We start from the raw sequence: 16,687 nt of genomic DNA, 5'->3' as shown, positions 1-16,687 counted from the left end.
TACGTCGAGCGTCCGACAGAGCGTGTGAGCATCACGGGCCTTTCCTTGGATTGCGGTCGCGCTCGGGGAACGAGTAGGTCAGCGAGAACGCGACGGCCATGAACGACGCCATCATCGCGATGTTCTTGGCGTCGAGTTCGGTGAAGGCGTCGGGGACCGGGGAGTCGACGGTGAGCATGCCGAACGAGTACTGGTCGGACCGGATCACCACCGAGACGTACGAGGTGTACCGCGGTTCGAAGCCCGGCAGGTCCTGGTCGACGTCCACATCGGCGGAGCGGTCACCGACGATCCGGGGTGATCCCCCGACCAGCACCCACTCGAGGTTGCGGTCGCCGTAGGGCGTGCCCGCGCGGAAGACCCCGGCGGTGTCGCCGGCGCCACCGTGACCGATCGGCTCGAGCGCCCGTAGGTCGGTGGACAGCTGGTACACGTTCGCGCGGACGTCGGGCACCTTCGGCAGCAGGTAGAACGCCAGGGCCACGGCGACGCGGTCGGCGACGACCGAGAGTTCGCCGTGGCGATCGGACCGGGGCAGCTCGGTGAACCGGACGAGCCGGGTGGCGATCTGGCCGAACGCGTACCGGACCGCCGTCGACTGCTCGAGCTCTGCCGCGGTGGCGTTGTCCTCGGCCACCGACCGTGCGGCGTCGCTGCGCCGGGTCCGGACCACCTGCACCGTCACGGCGCCGACGAGCACGACGAGCCCGAACGCGACGAGCGACAGTCGGACCGCCGGCGTGACGAACAGGTTCGGCAGCTGGAACGCCGCGGTGGGCGCAGCGGCCACCACGATCGGCCACACGACCGTGCCGACCCGTCCTGAACGCTGTTGCCCCATGACCACGACGCTAGGTCACGCCACCGACGCGGACGGAGTTGTCCACAGGCGGGTTCTCCACAGGACGTGTCGGCCTCCACCGGCCCGTCGCACGCAGCTGGTAAGCAGGACCCATGACCGACGTCAGCACGCCCGTTCCCGGATCCAGAGCCCTCGTCCTCGGCGGCGGAGGTGTCGCCGGCATCGCGTGGGAAGTCGGTGTCCTCATCGCCCTGCAGGAAGCCGGCGTCGACCTCGACGCCGCCGACCTCGTCGTCGGCACCAGCGCCGGCAGCGTCGTCGGCGCGTTCGTCCGGAACGGTGCCGTCCAGCAGGCCTACGACCAGCAGCACACCCCGGCGCCGACCACCTACGAAGAGCCGGCGCCCATCGACGTCGAAGCCGTGCAGCAGCACATCGGCGCAGCACTGCAGGGCGCGACCGGCGAGCAGGACGCCCGCGCTCGACTCGGTCAGGCCGCGCAGCAGGTCGTCGGCGGGCAGAGCGACGACGAGCGCACGGCGACCTTCGGCGAGACGCTCCCGTCCACCGAGTGGCCGGAGAAGCCGCTCGCCGTCACCGCGGTCGACGCCACCGACGGCACCTTCCGCCTGCTGTCGGCGGCCGACGGCGTGCCGCTCCCCCGTGCGGTCGCAGCCAGCTGCTCGGTGCCCTTCGTCTGGACACCGGTCGCCATCGACAGCCGCCCGTACGTCGACGGTGGCGTCCGTTCGGGCACCAACGCCGACGCCGCCGCCGGGTACGAGCGGGTGCTCGTCATCGCCTGCGGCCCCGAGGGCCCGTCGCCGTGCGGGCCCTGGCTCGACGTCGCCGTCGAGGCGCTGCGCGCCGGTGGTTCATCGGTCGAGGTCGTCGTGGCGGACAGCGCGTCGCAGCAGGCCTTCGGCACGAACTCGCTCTCGCTCGCCACGCAGGCGCCGTCGGCCGAGGCCGGCCACGCCCAGGGCACCGCGGTCGCCGAGCAGGTCGCCGCCTTCTGGGCCGAGGACCTGGCGAGCGTGCACGCATGAGCACCCCGTTCTCCGACCTCGACCAGTACATCGCGCTCCCCCGCGTCGACGGCATCGACATCAGCCCCGACGGCGCCCGCGTCGCGCTGACGGTCAGTGCCCTCGACCCGGACGGCACCGGGTACCGCCGATCGATCTGGCAGGTGCCCGCGACGCCGACCGCCGACACCGCCGCGCGCCCGGTCCGCCTCACACGCTCTGCCAAGGGCGAGGGCGGCACCGCCTTCACCCGCGCCGGCGACCTGCTCTTCGTCTCCGCCCGGCCCGACGCCGACGCCACCGACCTCGAGGCAGCCCAGCTTTGGGTGCTGCCCGCGACCGGTGGCGAGGCGCGTCCGCTCACCCGCCTGGCCGGGGGCGTCGGTGGGGTCCTGGCCACCGCGGCGTCGTCGGACGTCGTCGCGTTGACCGCCGACCTGCTGCCGGGGGCCGGGTCCGACCCGGCGGCCGTGCTCGAGGCCGACGCGGAGCTCCGCAAGACCCGGAAGGACAAGCAGGTCCGGGCGATCCTGCACGAGACCTACCCGGTGCGGTACTGGGACCACGACCTCGGCCCGGCACAGACGCACGTCCTGACCCTCGAGACGGCCGACAGCGACACCGACAGCGACGCCGCCGTCGCCGGCGCCGACCCCGTCCAGCCCGTCGACCGCACGCCGGCACCGGGCCGCTCGCTCGACCACGTCAGCGGGGCGCTCACGCCCGACGGCTCGGTCCTGTTGGCATCCGTGGGCGTCCGGGAGGCCCGTGGGGACCGCTCGACGCTCGTCACCATCGACCTGTCCAGCGGCCACCGCACGGTGCTGTTCGACGACGTCGACGTCGACCACGAGATGCCGGCGCTCAGCCACGACGGTCGGACGATCGCCTGGGTCCGCACCGTCCGCTCCACCCCGGCCGGCGCGAACCAGCAGGAGGTCTGGGTCGCCGGCATCGACGGCTCCGACGCCCGCCGCGTCGCGACCGACTGGGACCGCTGGCCGAGCGAGCTGGTGTTCGAACACGGCGACCGCGCGCTCCTGGCGGTCGCCGACCAGGACGGCCGCGCGCCGGTCTTCCGCATCCCCCTCGACGGCGGAGCCGTCGAGCAGCTGACGCACGACGACTGGGCGTACTCGAGCCTGCGCGTGGCGGCGGCGACGGGCGTGGTCGTGGCGCTCCGGGCCTCCTGGGCGGCCCCGCTGCACCCGGTGCGGATCGCGACGGACGGCACGGTGACCCCGTTGGCGACGCCGGCGCCCCTGCCGGACGTGCCCGCCCACCTGGAAGAGGTCGAGACGACCGCAGCCGACGGCGCCCGCGTGCGCGGCTGGCTCGTCGTGCCCGAGGGCGACGGGCCGCACCCGCTCGTCCTGTGGATCCACGGCGGACCGCTCAACTCGTGGAACCAGTGGTCCTGGCGCTGGAACCCGATGCTGCTCGCCGCGCGGGGCTACGCCGTGCTGCTGCCGGACCCCGCACTCTCCACCGGTTACGGACTCGACTTCGTGAACCGCGGCTGGAACGCCTGGGGGCAGGCGCCGTACACCGACCTGATGGCGATCACCGACGTGGTCGAGGCGCGGACGGACATCGACGCGACCCGCACCGCCGCGATGGGCGGGTCGTTCGGCGGGTACATGGCGAACTGGGTCGCCGGGCACACCGACCGGTTCCGCGCGATCGTCACCCACGCCAGCCTGTGGGCGCTCGACCAGTTCAACGGCACGACGGACATGTCGCAGTACTGGTCCTCGATCTTCGACGCCGACGGGATCGCGGCGAACGATCCGCACCGGTTCGTGGCCGACATCACGTCACCGATGCTCGTGATCCACGGCGACAAGGACTACCGGGTGCCCATCGGCGAGGGGCTGCGGCTCTGGTCGGAGCTCGCGGAGCACCACGCGGCACCGGACGGCTCGATGCCGCACCGGTTCCTGTACTTCCCGGACGAGAACCACTGGGTGCTCGCTCCGCAGCACGCCGTGGTCTGGTACGAGACGGTGTTCGCGTTCCTCGGGCAGCACGTGCTCGACCAGGAGTGGGAGCGGCCGGCGCTGCTCGGGTAGCGCACCCGCTCGGTGAACCGGGCGGGCCGCTAGACGAACGCGGCCTGCCCGGTGATCGCCCGCCCGACGATCAGGGTGTTGACCTCGCGCGTGCCCTCGTACGAGTAGATCGCCTCGGCATCCGCGAAGAACCGGGCCACCCCCTTGTCGAGCACGATGCCGTTGCCGCCCTGCACCTCGCGGCACCAGGCGACGGTCTCCCGCATCTTCGCGGTCGCGAACGCCTTGGCCATCGCCGAGTGCTCGTCGCCACCGACCCCGGCGTCCTGCATGGCCGAGGCCTGCGTGCACAGAGCGATCGAGGCCGTGATGTTCGACAGCGACTTGACGAGCAGGTCCTGCACGAGCTGGTGCGCAGCGATCGGCTTGCCGAACTGGATCCGCTCGCGGGCGTAGGCCAGCGCGGCCTCGTACGCCCCGACCGCGATGCCGACGGCCTGCCAGGCGACCTCGGTACGGGTCAGTCGGAGCACCTCGGCGGTCGAGCGGAACGACGTCGCGTTCTGCAGCCGACGCGACTCGGGCACGCGGACGTCCTGCATGACGATGTCGGCGTTCTGCACGCCGCGCAGTGCGATCTTGTCCTCGATCTTGGTCGCGGTGAAGCCCGCGGTGTCGGTGGTGACGAGGAAGCCCTTGACCTGACCGTCGGCGACGTCCTTCGCCCAGATCACGACGACGTCCGCGAAGGTGGCGTTGCCGATCCAGCGCTTCTCGCCGTCGAGCACCCACTCGTCGCCCTCGCGCCGGGCGGTGGTGCGCAGACCCTTCGCCGAGTCACTGCCCGAGTACGGCTCGGTGAGCCCGAACGCCCCGACGATCTCACCGGCGGCCATCCGCGGCAGCCACTCGCGCTGCTGCTCGTCGCTGCCGGCGACCGCGATCGAGTTCATCGCCAGGCCGGACTGCACGCCGATGAAGGTGGCGACGCTCGCGTCCACGCGTCCGAGTTCGAGGGCCGCCCAGCCGCGGTACACGGCTGAGTTCTCGAACTGCCGCACGAGCGGGACGCCCGGCCCGTACATGCCGAGCTCGGCCAGCGGCGCGATCACCTGCATCGGGAACTCGGCGCGCGACCAGTACTCGTCGGCGATGGGCGCGACCTCGCGCTCGAGGTACTGCCGGAGCTGCCCGAGCGACGCGCGCTCCTCGACCGTGAGCTGCTGCTGGAAGCCGTAGAAGTCCGATTCGAGCAGGGGCGTCGCGGGCATCGTCGTTGACATGGGAACCACGATGCATCATTCTCGAAAACGTTGCAAGAGAGGATCGCGTGTACACATCGGATTCAGCGCTGCGCGCCTTCCGGGAGGCCCGTCACACCTTCATCGCCGGCTCACGGATCGACATGGGGGCGTTGGCTGCCGCACTCGGCGTCGACCGCACGTCGCTGTTCCGCTGGGTCGGCAACCGTGACCGGTTGCTGTCCGAGATCCTGTGGTCCCTCGCGGTCCCGACGCTCGACGGGGCCACCCACGCCGCCGACGAGATCGGGGCGACCGGAGCAGCCCGGCTCGTCGTCGTGCTCGACCGGTTCACCGCCGACCTGATCGACGCGCCGTACTTCCGGGCGTTCCTGACCCGCGAACCCGCTCGGGCGATGCGTCTGCTCACCACCTCGGACAGCGACGTGCAGAGCCGGTTCGTCGCCCGGGTGACCGCACTCATCGAGCAGCAGGAGTCGTCCGGTACGTTCGATCCGGCACCGTTGTCGGCTGAGGAGCTCGCACGGCTGCTCGTCCGGATCTCCGAGTCGTTCACCTACGCCGAGTTCATCTCCGGTGAGACCCCTGATCCCGACCGGGCCCGTGCGGCGTTCGAGTACGTCCTGCGGCCCGACGCGGTGCACGCCACACCCGCACCACCGATCGGAGACCGATGACCATCGACGAGTACCCGTTCCGCCGCTCCTACCCCACCCGGTGGAACGACAACGACATGTTCGGGCACGTCAACAACACGATCTACTACTCGGCGATGGACAACGCGTCGACGTACTGGTTCCGCGAGGTCGCCGGGCTCGACCCGTTCTCGTCGGAGTGGATCGCCGTGCTGGTGTCGTCGAGCTGCCGGTTCGTCGAGTCCGCCGTCTGGCCGGACGTCATCGAGGTCGGGATGCGCTCGAAGCACCTCGGCAACACGAGCCTGTCGTGGGAGTTCGGCCTGTTCCGCCAGTCCGACGGCGCCCTGCTCGCCACCGGTGAGTTCGTGCACGTCATCATCGACCGCGAGGGCGCCCGCCGTCCGATCCCGCTGCCCGCCGAACTCCGCGAGCTCGTGACCGGCTCGATGGTCGCGCCGCAGCCCGCCGCCGCCGACTGACGAGGACCCGCAGAACCGAAGTGCCCCCGAACCACGCGATCGCGCGGTCCGGGGGCACTTCGGTCGTGCAAGCGGCGCTGGACCCGAACGCCAGCGCCGCGGTCCGGGGTCAGATCAGGTCGTCGGTCAGGTGGTTGGGCGTACCGAACCGGTGCGCCGTGATCGACACCGCCTGCTCGCGGACGAACGGCAGGATCTCGAGCCGCCCGGCCTCGGTCACGGGGCCGCCGTGGACAGCGACGTCCGGACGACCACCGACGGCCGAGTACAGCGCCGAGGTGTCGCCACCGATGAGCCGCACCCGCGTCGACGGACCCGACGCGACCGAGCTCGCGAAGGCCTCGTCGGAGACCGTCTGCGACAGCGAGCGGACGATCGGCAGCGAACGGATCGCCGAGGCGACGGACGACGGCAGCGTCGCGGCCGTGGAGACCTCGATCGTCGTGCCGGCGCGGAGCGCAGCGGCGACGACGCGGACGAGCTCGACCACCGAGGCGTCCGCGTCGGCGTCCAGATCGGAGACCGCGGCCAGCCGCACCTGCACCGACGGGAACGGCAGGTACCGGGCGATGTTCCGCTCGGCGGAGAGCGCCGACACGTCGGTCGCCGTGCCGAACAGCGTCGACCAGGCCTGCTCATCCGACGCCAGCGCACGGTCGAGCACCTCCGAGGTCACGCCGGCGGCCCGTGCGAACGCCCGGACCGGGGCGGACGGAGCAGCCGACGCGGTTGCCGCAGCGGGCGTCCACGAACCGAGCCCGAGCAGGTAGTTCAGCCCACCGGCCTTCGTGCCGGCCCCCACGGCCGACTTCTTCCACCCGCCGAACGGCTGACGCCGGACGATGGCGCCCGTGATGCCGCGGTTGACGTAGAGGTTGCCCGCCTGGATCCGCGACAGCCACGTGCCGATCTCACCCGGGTCGAGCGAGTGCAGACCCGAGGTCAGGCCGTAGTCGACCTCGTTCACGATGTCGATCGCCTCGTCGAGGGAGTCGGCGGTCATCATGCCGAGGATCGGGCCGAAGTACTCGGTGCGGTGGAACTCCGAACCACGGCGGACGCCCTGTCGGACCCCGGGGCTCCAGAGCTTGCCGGTCTCGTCGAGCTGCTTCGGCTCGACGGCCCAGGACTCCCCCGCGCTCAGCTTCGTCAGGCCGTCGAGCAGCTTGCCCGAGGCCGGCTCGATGACCGGGCCCATCTGCGTCGCGGCGTCGGTCGGGTAGCCGACGGTGAGCGAGGACACCGCGTCGAGCAGCTGGTTCCGGAAGCGCTTGGACTTCGCGACCGAGCCGACCATGACGACGAGGGACGCGGCCGAGCACTTCTGGCCGGCGTGCCCGAACGCGGACGCGACGACGTCCTTCACGGCGAGGTCGAGGTCGGACGACGGCGTGACGATCACGGCGTTCTTGCCCGAGGTCTCGGCGAGCAGCGGCAGGTCGGGGCGGAACGAGCGGAAGAGCTCGGCCGTCTCGTAGGCACCGGTGAGGATGACCTGGTCGACCATCGGCGACGCGATGAGCTGTTGCCCGAGTTCGTTCTCCGACACCTGCAGGAACGCGAGCACGTCGGCCGGGGCCCCGTGGGCGTCGAGCGCGGTCTCGATGATCGAGGCGAGCACGGCCCCGGAGCGCTCGGCGGGCGGTGCGGGCTTCAGCACCACGGCGGACCCGGCCGCCAGCGCCGCGAGGGTCGATCCGGCGGGGATCGCGACCGGGAAGTTCCACGGCGGTGCGACCAGGGTCAGCGCCGCGGGCGTGAAGGTCGCACCGTCGACGTCGTCGAGCGAGGACGCCAGGGTGCCGTAGAAGTGCGCGAAGTCGATCGCCTCGGACACCTCGGGGTCGGCCTGGTCGATGGTCTTGCCGGTCTCCGACGCCATGACCTCGATGAGGGCGGCACGGTTCGCCTCGAGTGCGTCGCCGACGGCGTGCAGCACGGCGCCACGTGCACCACCGGACCAGGTCCCCCAGACCGCACCGGCGGCCTTGGCGCGACCGAGCGCGGTGTCGAGCGCCGTGGCGGAGTCGACCCGGGCCTCCTGGACGGCACGGACGCCGAGCGTCGACGAGGCGACCCGTGCGGTGATGGCGTCACCCCAGGCCCTGACGGCGCCGACGGAGGGATCGCTGTCCGGGGTGTTCTCGAAGTGGCCGGGGCCGGGGCGGCCGACGGCGGCGTAGCGGTCGGCGACCCGGTGTGATGCCGGTGCTGCGAGCCCCTCGGGCGTCGCGAGCGGCACGAGGGACGCGCGGAAGCGCTCCTCTTCGCGGGCGAACAGCGGCGGCGAGGACACCAGCGAGAAGACCGCGGACATGAAGTTGTCCTGCGACGCGCCTTCTTCGAGACGGCGGATCAGGTAGGCGATCGCGACGTCGAACTCGCCAGGGTGGACGACCGGCGTGTAGAGCAGGAGCGAACCCACCGTGTTCTTCACGGCCGACGCCTGCCCCTGCGCCATGCCGAGCAGCATCTCGAACTCGATGCCGTCCCGCACCCCGCGTTCGCCGGCGAGCAGCCAGGCGTGGGCGACGTCGAACAGGTTGTGCCCGGCGACACCGACGCGGACGTTCTCGACGCGCGATGGGGTGAGCGCCCAGTCGAGCACGCGCTTGTAGTTGGTGTCCGAGTCCTGCTTGGTGTGCCAGGTGGCGAGCGGCCAGCCGTGCACCGAGGCCTCGACCTGCTCCATCGGCAGGTTCGCGCCCTTGACCAGACGGACCTTGATGCCGGCGCCACCACGAGCGCGGCGGGCGGCAGACCACTCCTGCAGCTCCTGCATCGCGGCGAGCGCGTCGGGCAGGTACGCCTGCAGCACGATGCCGGCTTCGAGGCCGAGGAACTCGGGCTCGTCGAGGAGCTTCGTGAAGACCGCGATGGTGAGGTCGAGGTCCTTGTACTCCTCCATGTCGAGGTTGATGAACTTGGCCGGGGTGGCGGCTGCGGCGCGCTGGAAGAGCGGTCGGAGCTGTTCGACGATGTCGTCCACCGCATGATTGAACGCCCACGGCGAGTGCGGGTGCACCGTCGAGGACACCTTGATGGAGACGTAGTCGACGTCGTCGCGGGACAGGAGCTTGTGCGTGCCCTCGAGACGGCGGGCGGCTTCGCGCTCGCCCAGCACGGCCTCACCGAGCAGGTTGACGTTGAGGCGGACGCCGTCGCGCTTGATGCCGGCGATGGCCGGGCCGAGCTTGGTGTCGGTGGCGTCGACGATCAGGTGACCGACCATGTTGCGGAGGACGCGTCGGGCGATGGGGACGACGACGTTCGGCAGCACCGGGGCCATGCCGCCGCCGAGTCGGACGAGTCCGCGGAGCGCGGCTGGCAGGAACCCGGGGGCGTCCGGGGCGATCTGGCGGAGCTTGCGGGCGGCGACGGTGAGGTCTTCCGGTCGCACGACCCCGTCGACGAACCCGACGGCGAAATCGAGTCCGGCGGGGTCGGCGAGCACGCCGGCGAGCTGCTTCGCGGAGCCGTCGACCGGGTACGACTCGGCCTCGGCGAGCCACTGTCGGACGAGCGCGACGGACTGGTCCGCCAGGGCGTCGTGGTCGATGGCGGAGTCCTCGTGCAGCGTCGTCATGGGTTCAGTGTGGAGGTCCGGGATGCGGTAGCGGAAGTGAGCGTTCCTGATGGATACCGTTCAGTTGCGCTACCGTTCCGGTCGTGACCCGGCTAGCGTCGGACCATGCTCGACGTCCGCCGTCTCGTGCTCCTCCGTGAGCTGTCCATCCGCGGCACGATCGCGGCCGTCGCCGAGGCGGTGAACTTCACCCCGTCGGCGGTCTCGCAGCAGCTGAGTGCCCTGGAGCGGGAGGCCGGCGTGCAGCTCCTCCGCAAGGCCGGGCGACGGCTCCAGCTCACCCCGCAGGCCGAGGTGCTGGTGGCCGCGGCGAGCCAGGTGCTCGACGTCCTCGAGCACGCGCAGTCCCAGGTGGAGGAGACCCTGTCGTCCGTGCAGGGCCGCGTGCGGGTCGCCGTGTTCCAGTCGGCGGCCCTCGCCCTGATGCCGAGCGCCCTGCACGAGATGGCCACGGAACACCCCGACGTCCGGGTCGAGATGGTGCAGCGGGAACCGGAGACCGCGCTGAACGAGACGTGGGCTCGCGACTTCGACATGGTCATCGCCGAGCAGTACCCGGCCCATGCCGCTCCGCACCTGCCCGGGCTCGACCGATCCGACCTGACGACGGACGCGGTCCGGCTCGCCCTGCCCCCGCGCTACACGGCTCTGCGTCCGGTGTCGTCGCTCGAGGACGCCCGCACCATGCCCTGGGTGATGGAGCCCCGCGGCACGGCGTCGCGGCACTTCGCCGAGCAGGTCTGCCGACGCTGGGGTTTCGAGCCCGACGTCCGGTACGAGACCGCCGACCTGCAGACGCAGATCCGCCTGGTCGAGTCGGGCAACGCCGTCAGCCTGATGCCCGACCTGATGTGGACCGGTCGGACGACGACCTGCCGACTGCTCGAGCTTCCCGAGCGACCGCGGCGCACGATCTTCACGGTGGTCCGCGCCGCGGGCGCATCGTCGCCAGCCGTGCGAGCGCTCCGCGCCGCGCTCGAACGTGCCGCGTCCGTCGTCGGAGCGTGACACGGCGGTCTGGAGGCGCGGCGCGGGTCGGGTCGGCACGACGGCTGCGTACCTCCGTTGCCATCGTGATGATTTCGTGATCGAGCGATCGTCAGAACTGGTCAAGCGGGCGACATCCTCTGAGTGAGGGGCGCTGATCCGGCGTCCCGTCCCGGCATCCGAGGGGGATCCCATGAACCAGTCCTGCAAGTACACCTTCCGCCGCAGCGCGGCGATCGGAGCGGCGATCGCGATCGTCACGGCTTCGTCGGCGTTCGGCATCGGGGCGAGCGCCGCCTCCGCAGCGACCGACGAGACCGCTGCACCGAGCACCACCGCGACGTCGGCTCCGCAGAACGCGACCACCGCGACCACCGCACTCGACACCACGGCGGACGACACCGGCACCGATACCGCTCCCGACACAGCGCAGCCCGCACCGGATGGCGAGACCGCCGACCCGGCACCTGTACCAGCACCCGCACCCGCACCGACCGACGAGACGGCGGCGCCGGACAACACCCCGACACCCACCCCGGCCGCGACCGCGCCGCCCGCCGCGGACACCACGACGACGACCCCCGCCGCCGAACAGCCCGGCCCCGAGGCATCGACGCCCGTCACCTGGGCGGAGCCGTCGAGCAAGGACGCGCCGATCGTCCTCACCGCGACCGCCGGCCAGCCGTTCTCGCACACCTTCACCGCCCAGGGCGGCGACGGCCCGCTGGAGTACCTGTTCAACCCGCTGAACTTCTTCCCGAACAACGACCTCAACGGCTGGTCCTGGAACGAGCAGACCGGCGTCCTGAGCGCCAACCCGCTGAGCACGATCGACGGGCCCGCACTGTTCGAGGTCACCGCGACCGACCTGCACCAGACCGCCGTGCAGTACGTCCAGGTCGACATCGAGCCCGGCGCCCCGGTGGGTGTCACGTTCGGCGTCGACAGCTCGGACTCCGACGTCAGCTGGCAGGTCGACGCCGACGGGACGATCCGGGAGTACGCGCCGGGTGGCACCGGTGACACCGTGGTGTCGGAGGTCCCCGCCACGGTCGGCTCCTCGATGACCCTCGCGGGCCTGGCCGTCGACGCGCTGGGCAACCGCACCACCCCGGGCGACGAGTACCCGCGCTCGACCGTCACGAGCACCACCGCGTCCGACGGCGTGGTCTGGGACCCGGACTGGTCGGCGAACACGGTGACGTTCTCGGAGCCGGGCACCCGCACGCTGACGGTGTCCGAGGGCGGCGTCTCGACCTCGTTCACGGTCCGCGTCTCCGAGGCCCCCGCTCCCGTCGCCGGCATCACCATCGGGGTGCTCCCCGCGGACGAGACGTCCGGCGACCGGTGGGGTGTCGAGGGCGACGTGATCACCTACTACCCGGCGGACGGCGACGCGCAGCGGGTCGACGCGATCCCGGCCCGACAGGGTGACCGGGTGCAGATCCGCGCCCTGGCCGTGGACGCCGACGGGCAGCCGGTCGGTGACCACACCGACCTCACCTTCACGAGCGACGTCGCCAGCGACCGCATCGAGTACGACCCCGAGGCTGCGGCCACGTGGGTGACCTTCGAGCACGCGTCGCCGCACACGATCACCGTGGCGTCCGGCGACGTGACGAGCACCATCCGCTTCGAGGTGCAGCCGACGGCGACGACCACGGTCACGACCACCCACACGCCGACTGCGTCGGGCACCCTCGCGTACACCGGTGCCGACGAGTCCGGCCCGCTCGCGTGGGCCCTCGGCCTGCTGGCAACGGGCGCCGGCCTGCTCGTCTGGCGCCTGCGTCGCCGACTCGGCTGAGGCACGCCACGGCGACCGCCTGACGGACCGGAGGCGCGGGGCAGGACTGCCCCGCGCCTCCGGTCCGTTCTTGCGTGATCCTGTGGCACCCCGGATGGGAGCGGGGCACTTCGCGCGGCCGCCGTGGTCGGGGACTGACAGCGCGTCATCCGTGGACAGCGACGGGACGGCCTGTCCGGAGGCCCGGTGCGCGTCCGCCTCGGCGGTCGCGTCGGTCCCGGTGCAGGTCGTGACCAATCCGTGACCGAAGGATCGTCAGGTCTGCTCCGCACGGGACATTCCCTGAGTAGAGGACGCTGATCCGGCGTCCCGTCCCGGTATCCGAGGGGGATCCCCATGAAGCACTCCTGCACATCCACGTTCCGACGCAGCGCCGCGGTCGGCGCAGCCGTCGCGATCGTCGCCGCGTCGTCCGCGTTCGGCATCGGCGCCACCGCGGCCGTCGCCGACACCGCCGACACCGCCACGTCCAGCACCACCGGGGTGACACCGACGGCACAGCCAGGAGGCACGACCGACCCGGCAGCGCCGGTCGCCTCCCCCGCTCCCGACGCTCCGGACGGGGCCGCCGTCCCCGGCACTCCGGCAGCGGACCCGGCTCCGACGCCGAGCCCGGATCCCGCAGGGCCGGTCGACCCGATCCCCACGCCCACGCCGACGCCGACATCGGCGGCCGCGGCACCGGCCGGAACGGAGTCGACCACGGCGCCCTCGGTTCCTGTCACCTGGTCCGAGTCGTCGAGCCCCGAGGACCGGATCGTCCTGCACGCGACCGCCGGCGAACCGTTCTCGCACACGTTCGTCGCGAACGGCGGCGACGGCCCGCTCGAGTACCTGTTCAACCCGCACACCACGCCGCCCGGTCTGCACTGGGACGAGAAGACGGGCGTCCTCAGCGGCACCCTCACCAACCCGGCGGACTCGTTCGACATCGACGTCGCCGCCACCGACCAGTACCAGAGCGCGACGCAGTACGTCCGCGTCGAGATCCAGCCGGGCGCGGCCACGCACATCGGCGCCCAGGTGTACTCGAACGCCGAGGGTCGCAATCCTTCCTGGTCGGTCGCGGGCGGCCCGGACGGCGGCATCGCCCCGGTCGGCGGCGGCGGTCTGATCGATGCGGTCCCGGTCGGACGCGGTGGGTCGCTCTGGGTCAGCGCCGTCGTCACGGACCGGATCGGGACCCCGCTCAACGGCACCGAGATGCCGTCGGAGTCGACCCTGACCAGTGACGACCCCGACGACGTCCTGCGCTACGACGACGATTCCAACACCTGGAAGGCGACCTTCGACGGCACCGGTCCGCGACAGCTCACCCTGCGCTCCGAGGGGCTCTTGCTGACGATCCGCATCGACGTCACGGACGCGCCGCTCGCCTTCACGGAGACGAGCTCGGCCGATGCCCCGCTCGACCTCACGGCGACGTCGGGCACGCCGTTCAGCCACCGCTTCTCGGTGGAGGGCGCGACCGGCCCGGTCGAGTACTCGCTCGCCGGCGCCGACGGCGGCGAGGTCATCGGGGACGGCGACTTCTTCCGCTCGGAGTTCTCGATCGATCCGAACACCGGAGTCCTCACCGGCACGCCGCGCCCCGCGACGCAGTACGACTTCGAGGTGATCGCACGCAGTGGTTCCGAGACCGCGACGGCGCACGTCACCCTGACGGTCGAGCCCGGCGCCCCGGTCGGCGTCCTGGCGTCGGTCTACCACGGCGCTGAGGGCCCGGAGTGGGAGGTCGCACCCGACGGATCGGTCACCGAGTACACGATCGACGCCGCGGGGTCGGTGCAGACGAAGTCGGTCGACAGCGTGCCGGCGGACCAGGGCATCCCGCTGTTCGTGAAGGCCGTCGCCGTCGACGCCAACGGCAACCGCACGACGACCCCGGGCAGCCCGCACCCCGTCGTGACGAGCGACGTGGCCACTGACCGGATCACCTGGGTCGCGGAAGCGGAGTCCAACCAGGTCGACTTCCCGCACGCGTCGATCCACACGCTGACCGTGTCCAACGGAGGGGTCACGACCTCGTTCCGGGTCAATGTCCGAGCACACGCCGATGCCGCCGGGACCTCGACGACCCGTCCGGCGTCCGGCACGCTCGCCTACACCGGCGCCGACGAGTCCGGTCCCCTGGCGTGGGCGCTCGGCCTGCTCGCCGCCGGCGGCGGCCTGCTGGTGCACCGTCTGCGCCGTCGACGCGCCTGACACGCGATCCGATGCGGACGGGAGGCGCGGTGCGGGTCCGCACCGCGCCTCCCGTCCGCGAATCGTGCGGGAACCCCCAACCCGGGTCACATTCTGATCAAGCACGTCGCGCACGTGCGCTGATAACCCCTACGATCCGATCATGCCGAGGATTCTCGGCGGATTCTTACGTTCCGGCACCCGACCGGACTTGAACCCTGGGGGACGAAGTGCGCCGTAGCACCTCCACCGTCCGACGCGCCTGCGCCGTCGGCACCACCGTCGCGCTGATCGGTCTCACGACCGGTCTGGGCGTCATGACCGCGACCGCAGCGACCGCTGCCGAGTCGAACCCGGCAGTCAGCGCTCCTGCGACGGCCGCCGCCGACGGCACCACGCCGGGCGACACCGCCACGGACGGCACGGGCACGCCCGCGACCGGCTCCGAGGCGGACGGCAGCACGCCGCCCGCCGGCGACACCACCGGTGACGACGCCCCCGCGGGCGACGACACCGGCGTGACCGGCCCGGACACCGAGCCGACCGACGCCGGCACCCCCGGTGCGGGCTCCACGGCTCCGGTCGGCACCCCCGCCGCCCCGGCGGCGACCACGCCGGCGAAGCCCGCGGCGACCGAGCCGTCCGTGCGCGCCGCCGCCGACCAGTCGGTGACCATCTCCGGTGACCTGACGGTCGGTTCGGAACTCGTCGCGAAGCAGGCCGGGTTCACCTCCGGCAGCAAGATCTCCTACCTGTGGACCGACGAGGCCGGCGCCACGCTGTCCGAGGCGGCCACCTACACGATCGAGCCGGCCCTGGCGGGGCAGCAGATCACCGTCACGCTCGAGGGCGCGGTCGTGGGCGAGGTCGCGACGACGACCACCGAGACCGCCGTGGCACCGGTGTTCGTCGACGAGGCCGGCCAGCCGCTCTCCGACGAGGACAGCGACCCGACCATCGAGGCGACGGCGGGCGAGGCGTTCTCGCACACGTTCCGTGCGCTGAGCACCCCGGCACCGGAGCTGTCGGCCTCGTCGTTCGACGACGAGGGCGACGAGCAGTCCACCCTGCCGAAGGGGATCGACTTCGACGCGAAGACCGGTGTGCTCTCGGGCACCCTGACCGACGCCGACGAGTACTTCGAGGTCCTGGTCACGGCGACGACGACGACCCCCAGCGGCACCGTCACGAGCGAGCAGTACGTCAGCATCGACGTCGAGGCCGGTGCCCCCGTCGGCATCGAGGTCATCACGCTCAACGAGGACGCGCTCCTCGACGGCACGTCGACCACCGCATGGATCATCAAGCCGAACGGCGACGTCTACGAGGGCGACCTGCTCACGGACGACGAGCCCGTCAAGGGCGGCAAGGTGACCGTCGAGCAGGGCGGCACGCTCCTGGTCTCGGGCACGCAGGTGGACCGCTTCGGCAACGAGCTCTACCCGGAGTTCGACGAGGAGACGGGTGAGCCGACGTTCTTCACCCCGACCGTCACCTCGGACGTCGCGACCGACGTCATCGGGCCGTACTCCGACCTGGCCGAGGTCGGGCTCGTGTCCGTCACGTTCCCGCACGCCTCGACGCACACCCTGACCGTCTCCGGTGCCGCCGTGCCGAGCACCGTGTTCGCGGTCGACGTGCAGCCCACCGTCGCGCCCGTCGCGCCGGTCGTCGGGTCGACCACACCGGTCGTGCCCGCGGCGGTCGCCCACCACACCGGTTCCGGCCGGCTCGCCTACACCGGCACCGAGTCGACGGGCGCCCTCCCCTGGGCCCTCGGACTCGTCCTCGCCGGCATCGGCCTCATCGGCGCCCGCACGGTGCGCCGACGTCACGCCCAGCGCTGACCCGCGTCGTCTCCCGTCCGCCACGTGCCCGCGTGGCGGACGGGAGGCCCGTCAC

Annotated in this window: 11 protein-coding genes; 8 read left to right on the top strand and 3 right to left on the bottom strand. The window is 71.9% G+C overall.

The genetic code is table 11. The features are described 5' to 3' along the window. Nucleotides 1–31 precede the first annotated feature (31 nt). Complete coding sequence (locus tag DEJ27_RS12745) at nucleotides 32–841, bottom strand: GAF domain-containing protein (RefSeq protein WP_111236062.1); 810 nt, start codon at nucleotides 839–841, stop codon at nucleotides 32–34. 113 nt (nucleotides 842–954) lie between these two features. Here DEJ27_RS12745 and DEJ27_RS12740 point away from each other — a divergent pair, with 113 nt between their 5' ends. Both DEJ27_RS12740 and DEJ27_RS12735 read left to right on the top strand, forming a co-directional pair. Next, on the top strand, nucleotides 955–1,851 hold the full coding sequence (locus tag DEJ27_RS12740; protein WP_111091067.1) for a patatin-like phospholipase family protein: 897 nt from the start codon (nucleotides 955–957) through the stop codon (nucleotides 1,849–1,851). After that, on the top strand, nucleotides 1,848–3,902 hold the full coding sequence (locus DEJ27_RS12735; protein WP_111091066.1) for an alpha/beta fold hydrolase: 2,055 nt from the start codon (nucleotides 1,848–1,850) through the stop codon (nucleotides 3,900–3,902). The genes DEJ27_RS12740 and DEJ27_RS12735 overlap by 4 nt, the downstream gene beginning before the upstream one ends. Nucleotides 3,903–3,931: 29 nt before the next feature. Here DEJ27_RS12735 and DEJ27_RS12730 read toward each other — a convergent pair whose 3' ends face one another. After that, entirely contained in the window at nucleotides 3,932–5,113 is a 1,182-nt protein-coding gene (locus tag DEJ27_RS12730; RefSeq protein WP_110862574.1) for an acyl-CoA dehydrogenase family protein, read from the bottom strand. Between the two features lie 59 nt (nucleotides 5,114–5,172). Between DEJ27_RS12730 and DEJ27_RS12725 the strand changes: the two genes are divergently transcribed. Beyond that, nucleotides 5,173–5,781, top strand: a complete 609-nt coding sequence (locus DEJ27_RS12725; protein ID WP_071247243.1) for a QsdR family transcriptional regulator — start codon at nucleotides 5,173–5,175, stop codon at nucleotides 5,779–5,781. Beyond that, the gene (locus DEJ27_RS12720; RefSeq protein ID WP_111091065.1) at nucleotides 5,778–6,221 is read left to right on the top strand and encodes a thioesterase family protein; all 444 of its coding nucleotides are present in this window, start codon (nucleotides 5,778–5,780) and stop codon (nucleotides 6,219–6,221) included. The genes DEJ27_RS12725 and DEJ27_RS12720 overlap by 4 nt, the downstream gene beginning before the upstream one ends. Nucleotides 6,222–6,330: 109 nt before the next feature. Here the strand turns inward: DEJ27_RS12720 and DEJ27_RS12715 are convergent, their stop codons facing one another. Then, nucleotides 6,331–9,807, bottom strand: a complete 3,477-nt coding sequence (locus tag DEJ27_RS12715; protein WP_111091064.1) for a bifunctional proline dehydrogenase/L-glutamate gamma-semialdehyde dehydrogenase — start codon at nucleotides 9,805–9,807, stop codon at nucleotides 6,331–6,333. Nucleotides 9,808–9,912: 105 nt separating this feature from the next. Between DEJ27_RS12715 and DEJ27_RS12710 the strand changes: the two genes are divergently transcribed. The 4 genes from DEJ27_RS12710 to DEJ27_RS12695 all read left to right on the top strand — a co-directional run bounded on the left by DEJ27_RS12710 (nucleotide 9,913) and on the right by DEJ27_RS12695 (nucleotide 16,632). Further along, complete coding sequence (locus DEJ27_RS12710; RefSeq protein WP_110862553.1) at nucleotides 9,913–10,815, top strand: LysR substrate-binding domain-containing protein; 903 nt, start codon at nucleotides 9,913–9,915, stop codon at nucleotides 10,813–10,815. 172 nt (nucleotides 10,816–10,987) lie between these two features. Next, on the top strand, nucleotides 10,988–12,601 hold the full coding sequence (locus DEJ27_RS12705) for a hypothetical protein (protein ID WP_111091063.1): 1,614 nt from the start codon (nucleotides 10,988–10,990) through the stop codon (nucleotides 12,599–12,601). 336 nt (nucleotides 12,602–12,937) lie between these two features. Further along, nucleotides 12,938–14,806, top strand: a complete 1,869-nt coding sequence (locus tag DEJ27_RS12700; protein ID WP_111091062.1) for a cadherin repeat domain-containing protein — start codon at nucleotides 12,938–12,940, stop codon at nucleotides 14,804–14,806. Nucleotides 14,807–15,015: 209 nt separating this feature from the next. Beyond that, on the top strand, nucleotides 15,016–16,632 hold the full coding sequence (locus DEJ27_RS12695; protein ID WP_111091061.1) for a putative Ig domain-containing protein: 1,617 nt from the start codon (nucleotides 15,016–15,018) through the stop codon (nucleotides 16,630–16,632). The last annotated feature ends 55 nt before the right edge of the window (nucleotides 16,633–16,687 follow it).

The organism is Curtobacterium sp. MCPF17_018 (assembly GCF_003234135.1).
Lineage (GTDB): Bacteria > Actinomycetota > Actinomycetes > Actinomycetales > Microbacteriaceae > Curtobacterium > Curtobacterium flaccumfaciens.
Note: the sequence above shows the minus strand (reverse complement) of the source record. Positions and strands in the feature narration are given on the sequence as shown.

Coding starts and splice junctions, on each gene's coding strand:
- DEJ27_RS12720 (WP_111091065.1), top strand. CDS start 5,778: ATGACCATCGACGAGTACCCGTTCCGCCGCTCCTACCCCACCCGGTGG.
- DEJ27_RS12710 (WP_110862553.1), top strand. CDS start 9,913: ATGCTCGACGTCCGCCGTCTCGTGCTCCTCCGTGAGCTGTCCATCCGC.
- DEJ27_RS12700 (WP_111091062.1), top strand. CDS start 12,938: ATGAAGCACTCCTGCACATCCACGTTCCGACGCAGCGCCGCGGTCGGC.
- DEJ27_RS12745 (WP_111236062.1), bottom strand. CDS start 841: ATGGGGCAACAGCGTTCAGGACGGGTCGGCACGGTCGTGTGGCCGATC.
- DEJ27_RS12735 (WP_111091066.1), top strand. CDS start 1,848: ATGAGCACCCCGTTCTCCGACCTCGACCAGTACATCGCGCTCCCCCGC.
- DEJ27_RS12715 (WP_111091064.1), bottom strand. CDS start 9,807: ATGACGACGCTGCACGAGGACTCCGCCATCGACCACGACGCCCTGGCG.
- DEJ27_RS12730 (WP_110862574.1), bottom strand. CDS start 5,113: ATGCCCGCGACGCCCCTGCTCGAATCGGACTTCTACGGCTTCCAGCAG.
- DEJ27_RS12740 (WP_111091067.1), top strand. CDS start 955: ATGACCGACGTCAGCACGCCCGTTCCCGGATCCAGAGCCCTCGTCCTC.
- DEJ27_RS12705 (WP_111091063.1), top strand. CDS start 10,988: ATGAACCAGTCCTGCAAGTACACCTTCCGCCGCAGCGCGGCGATCGGA.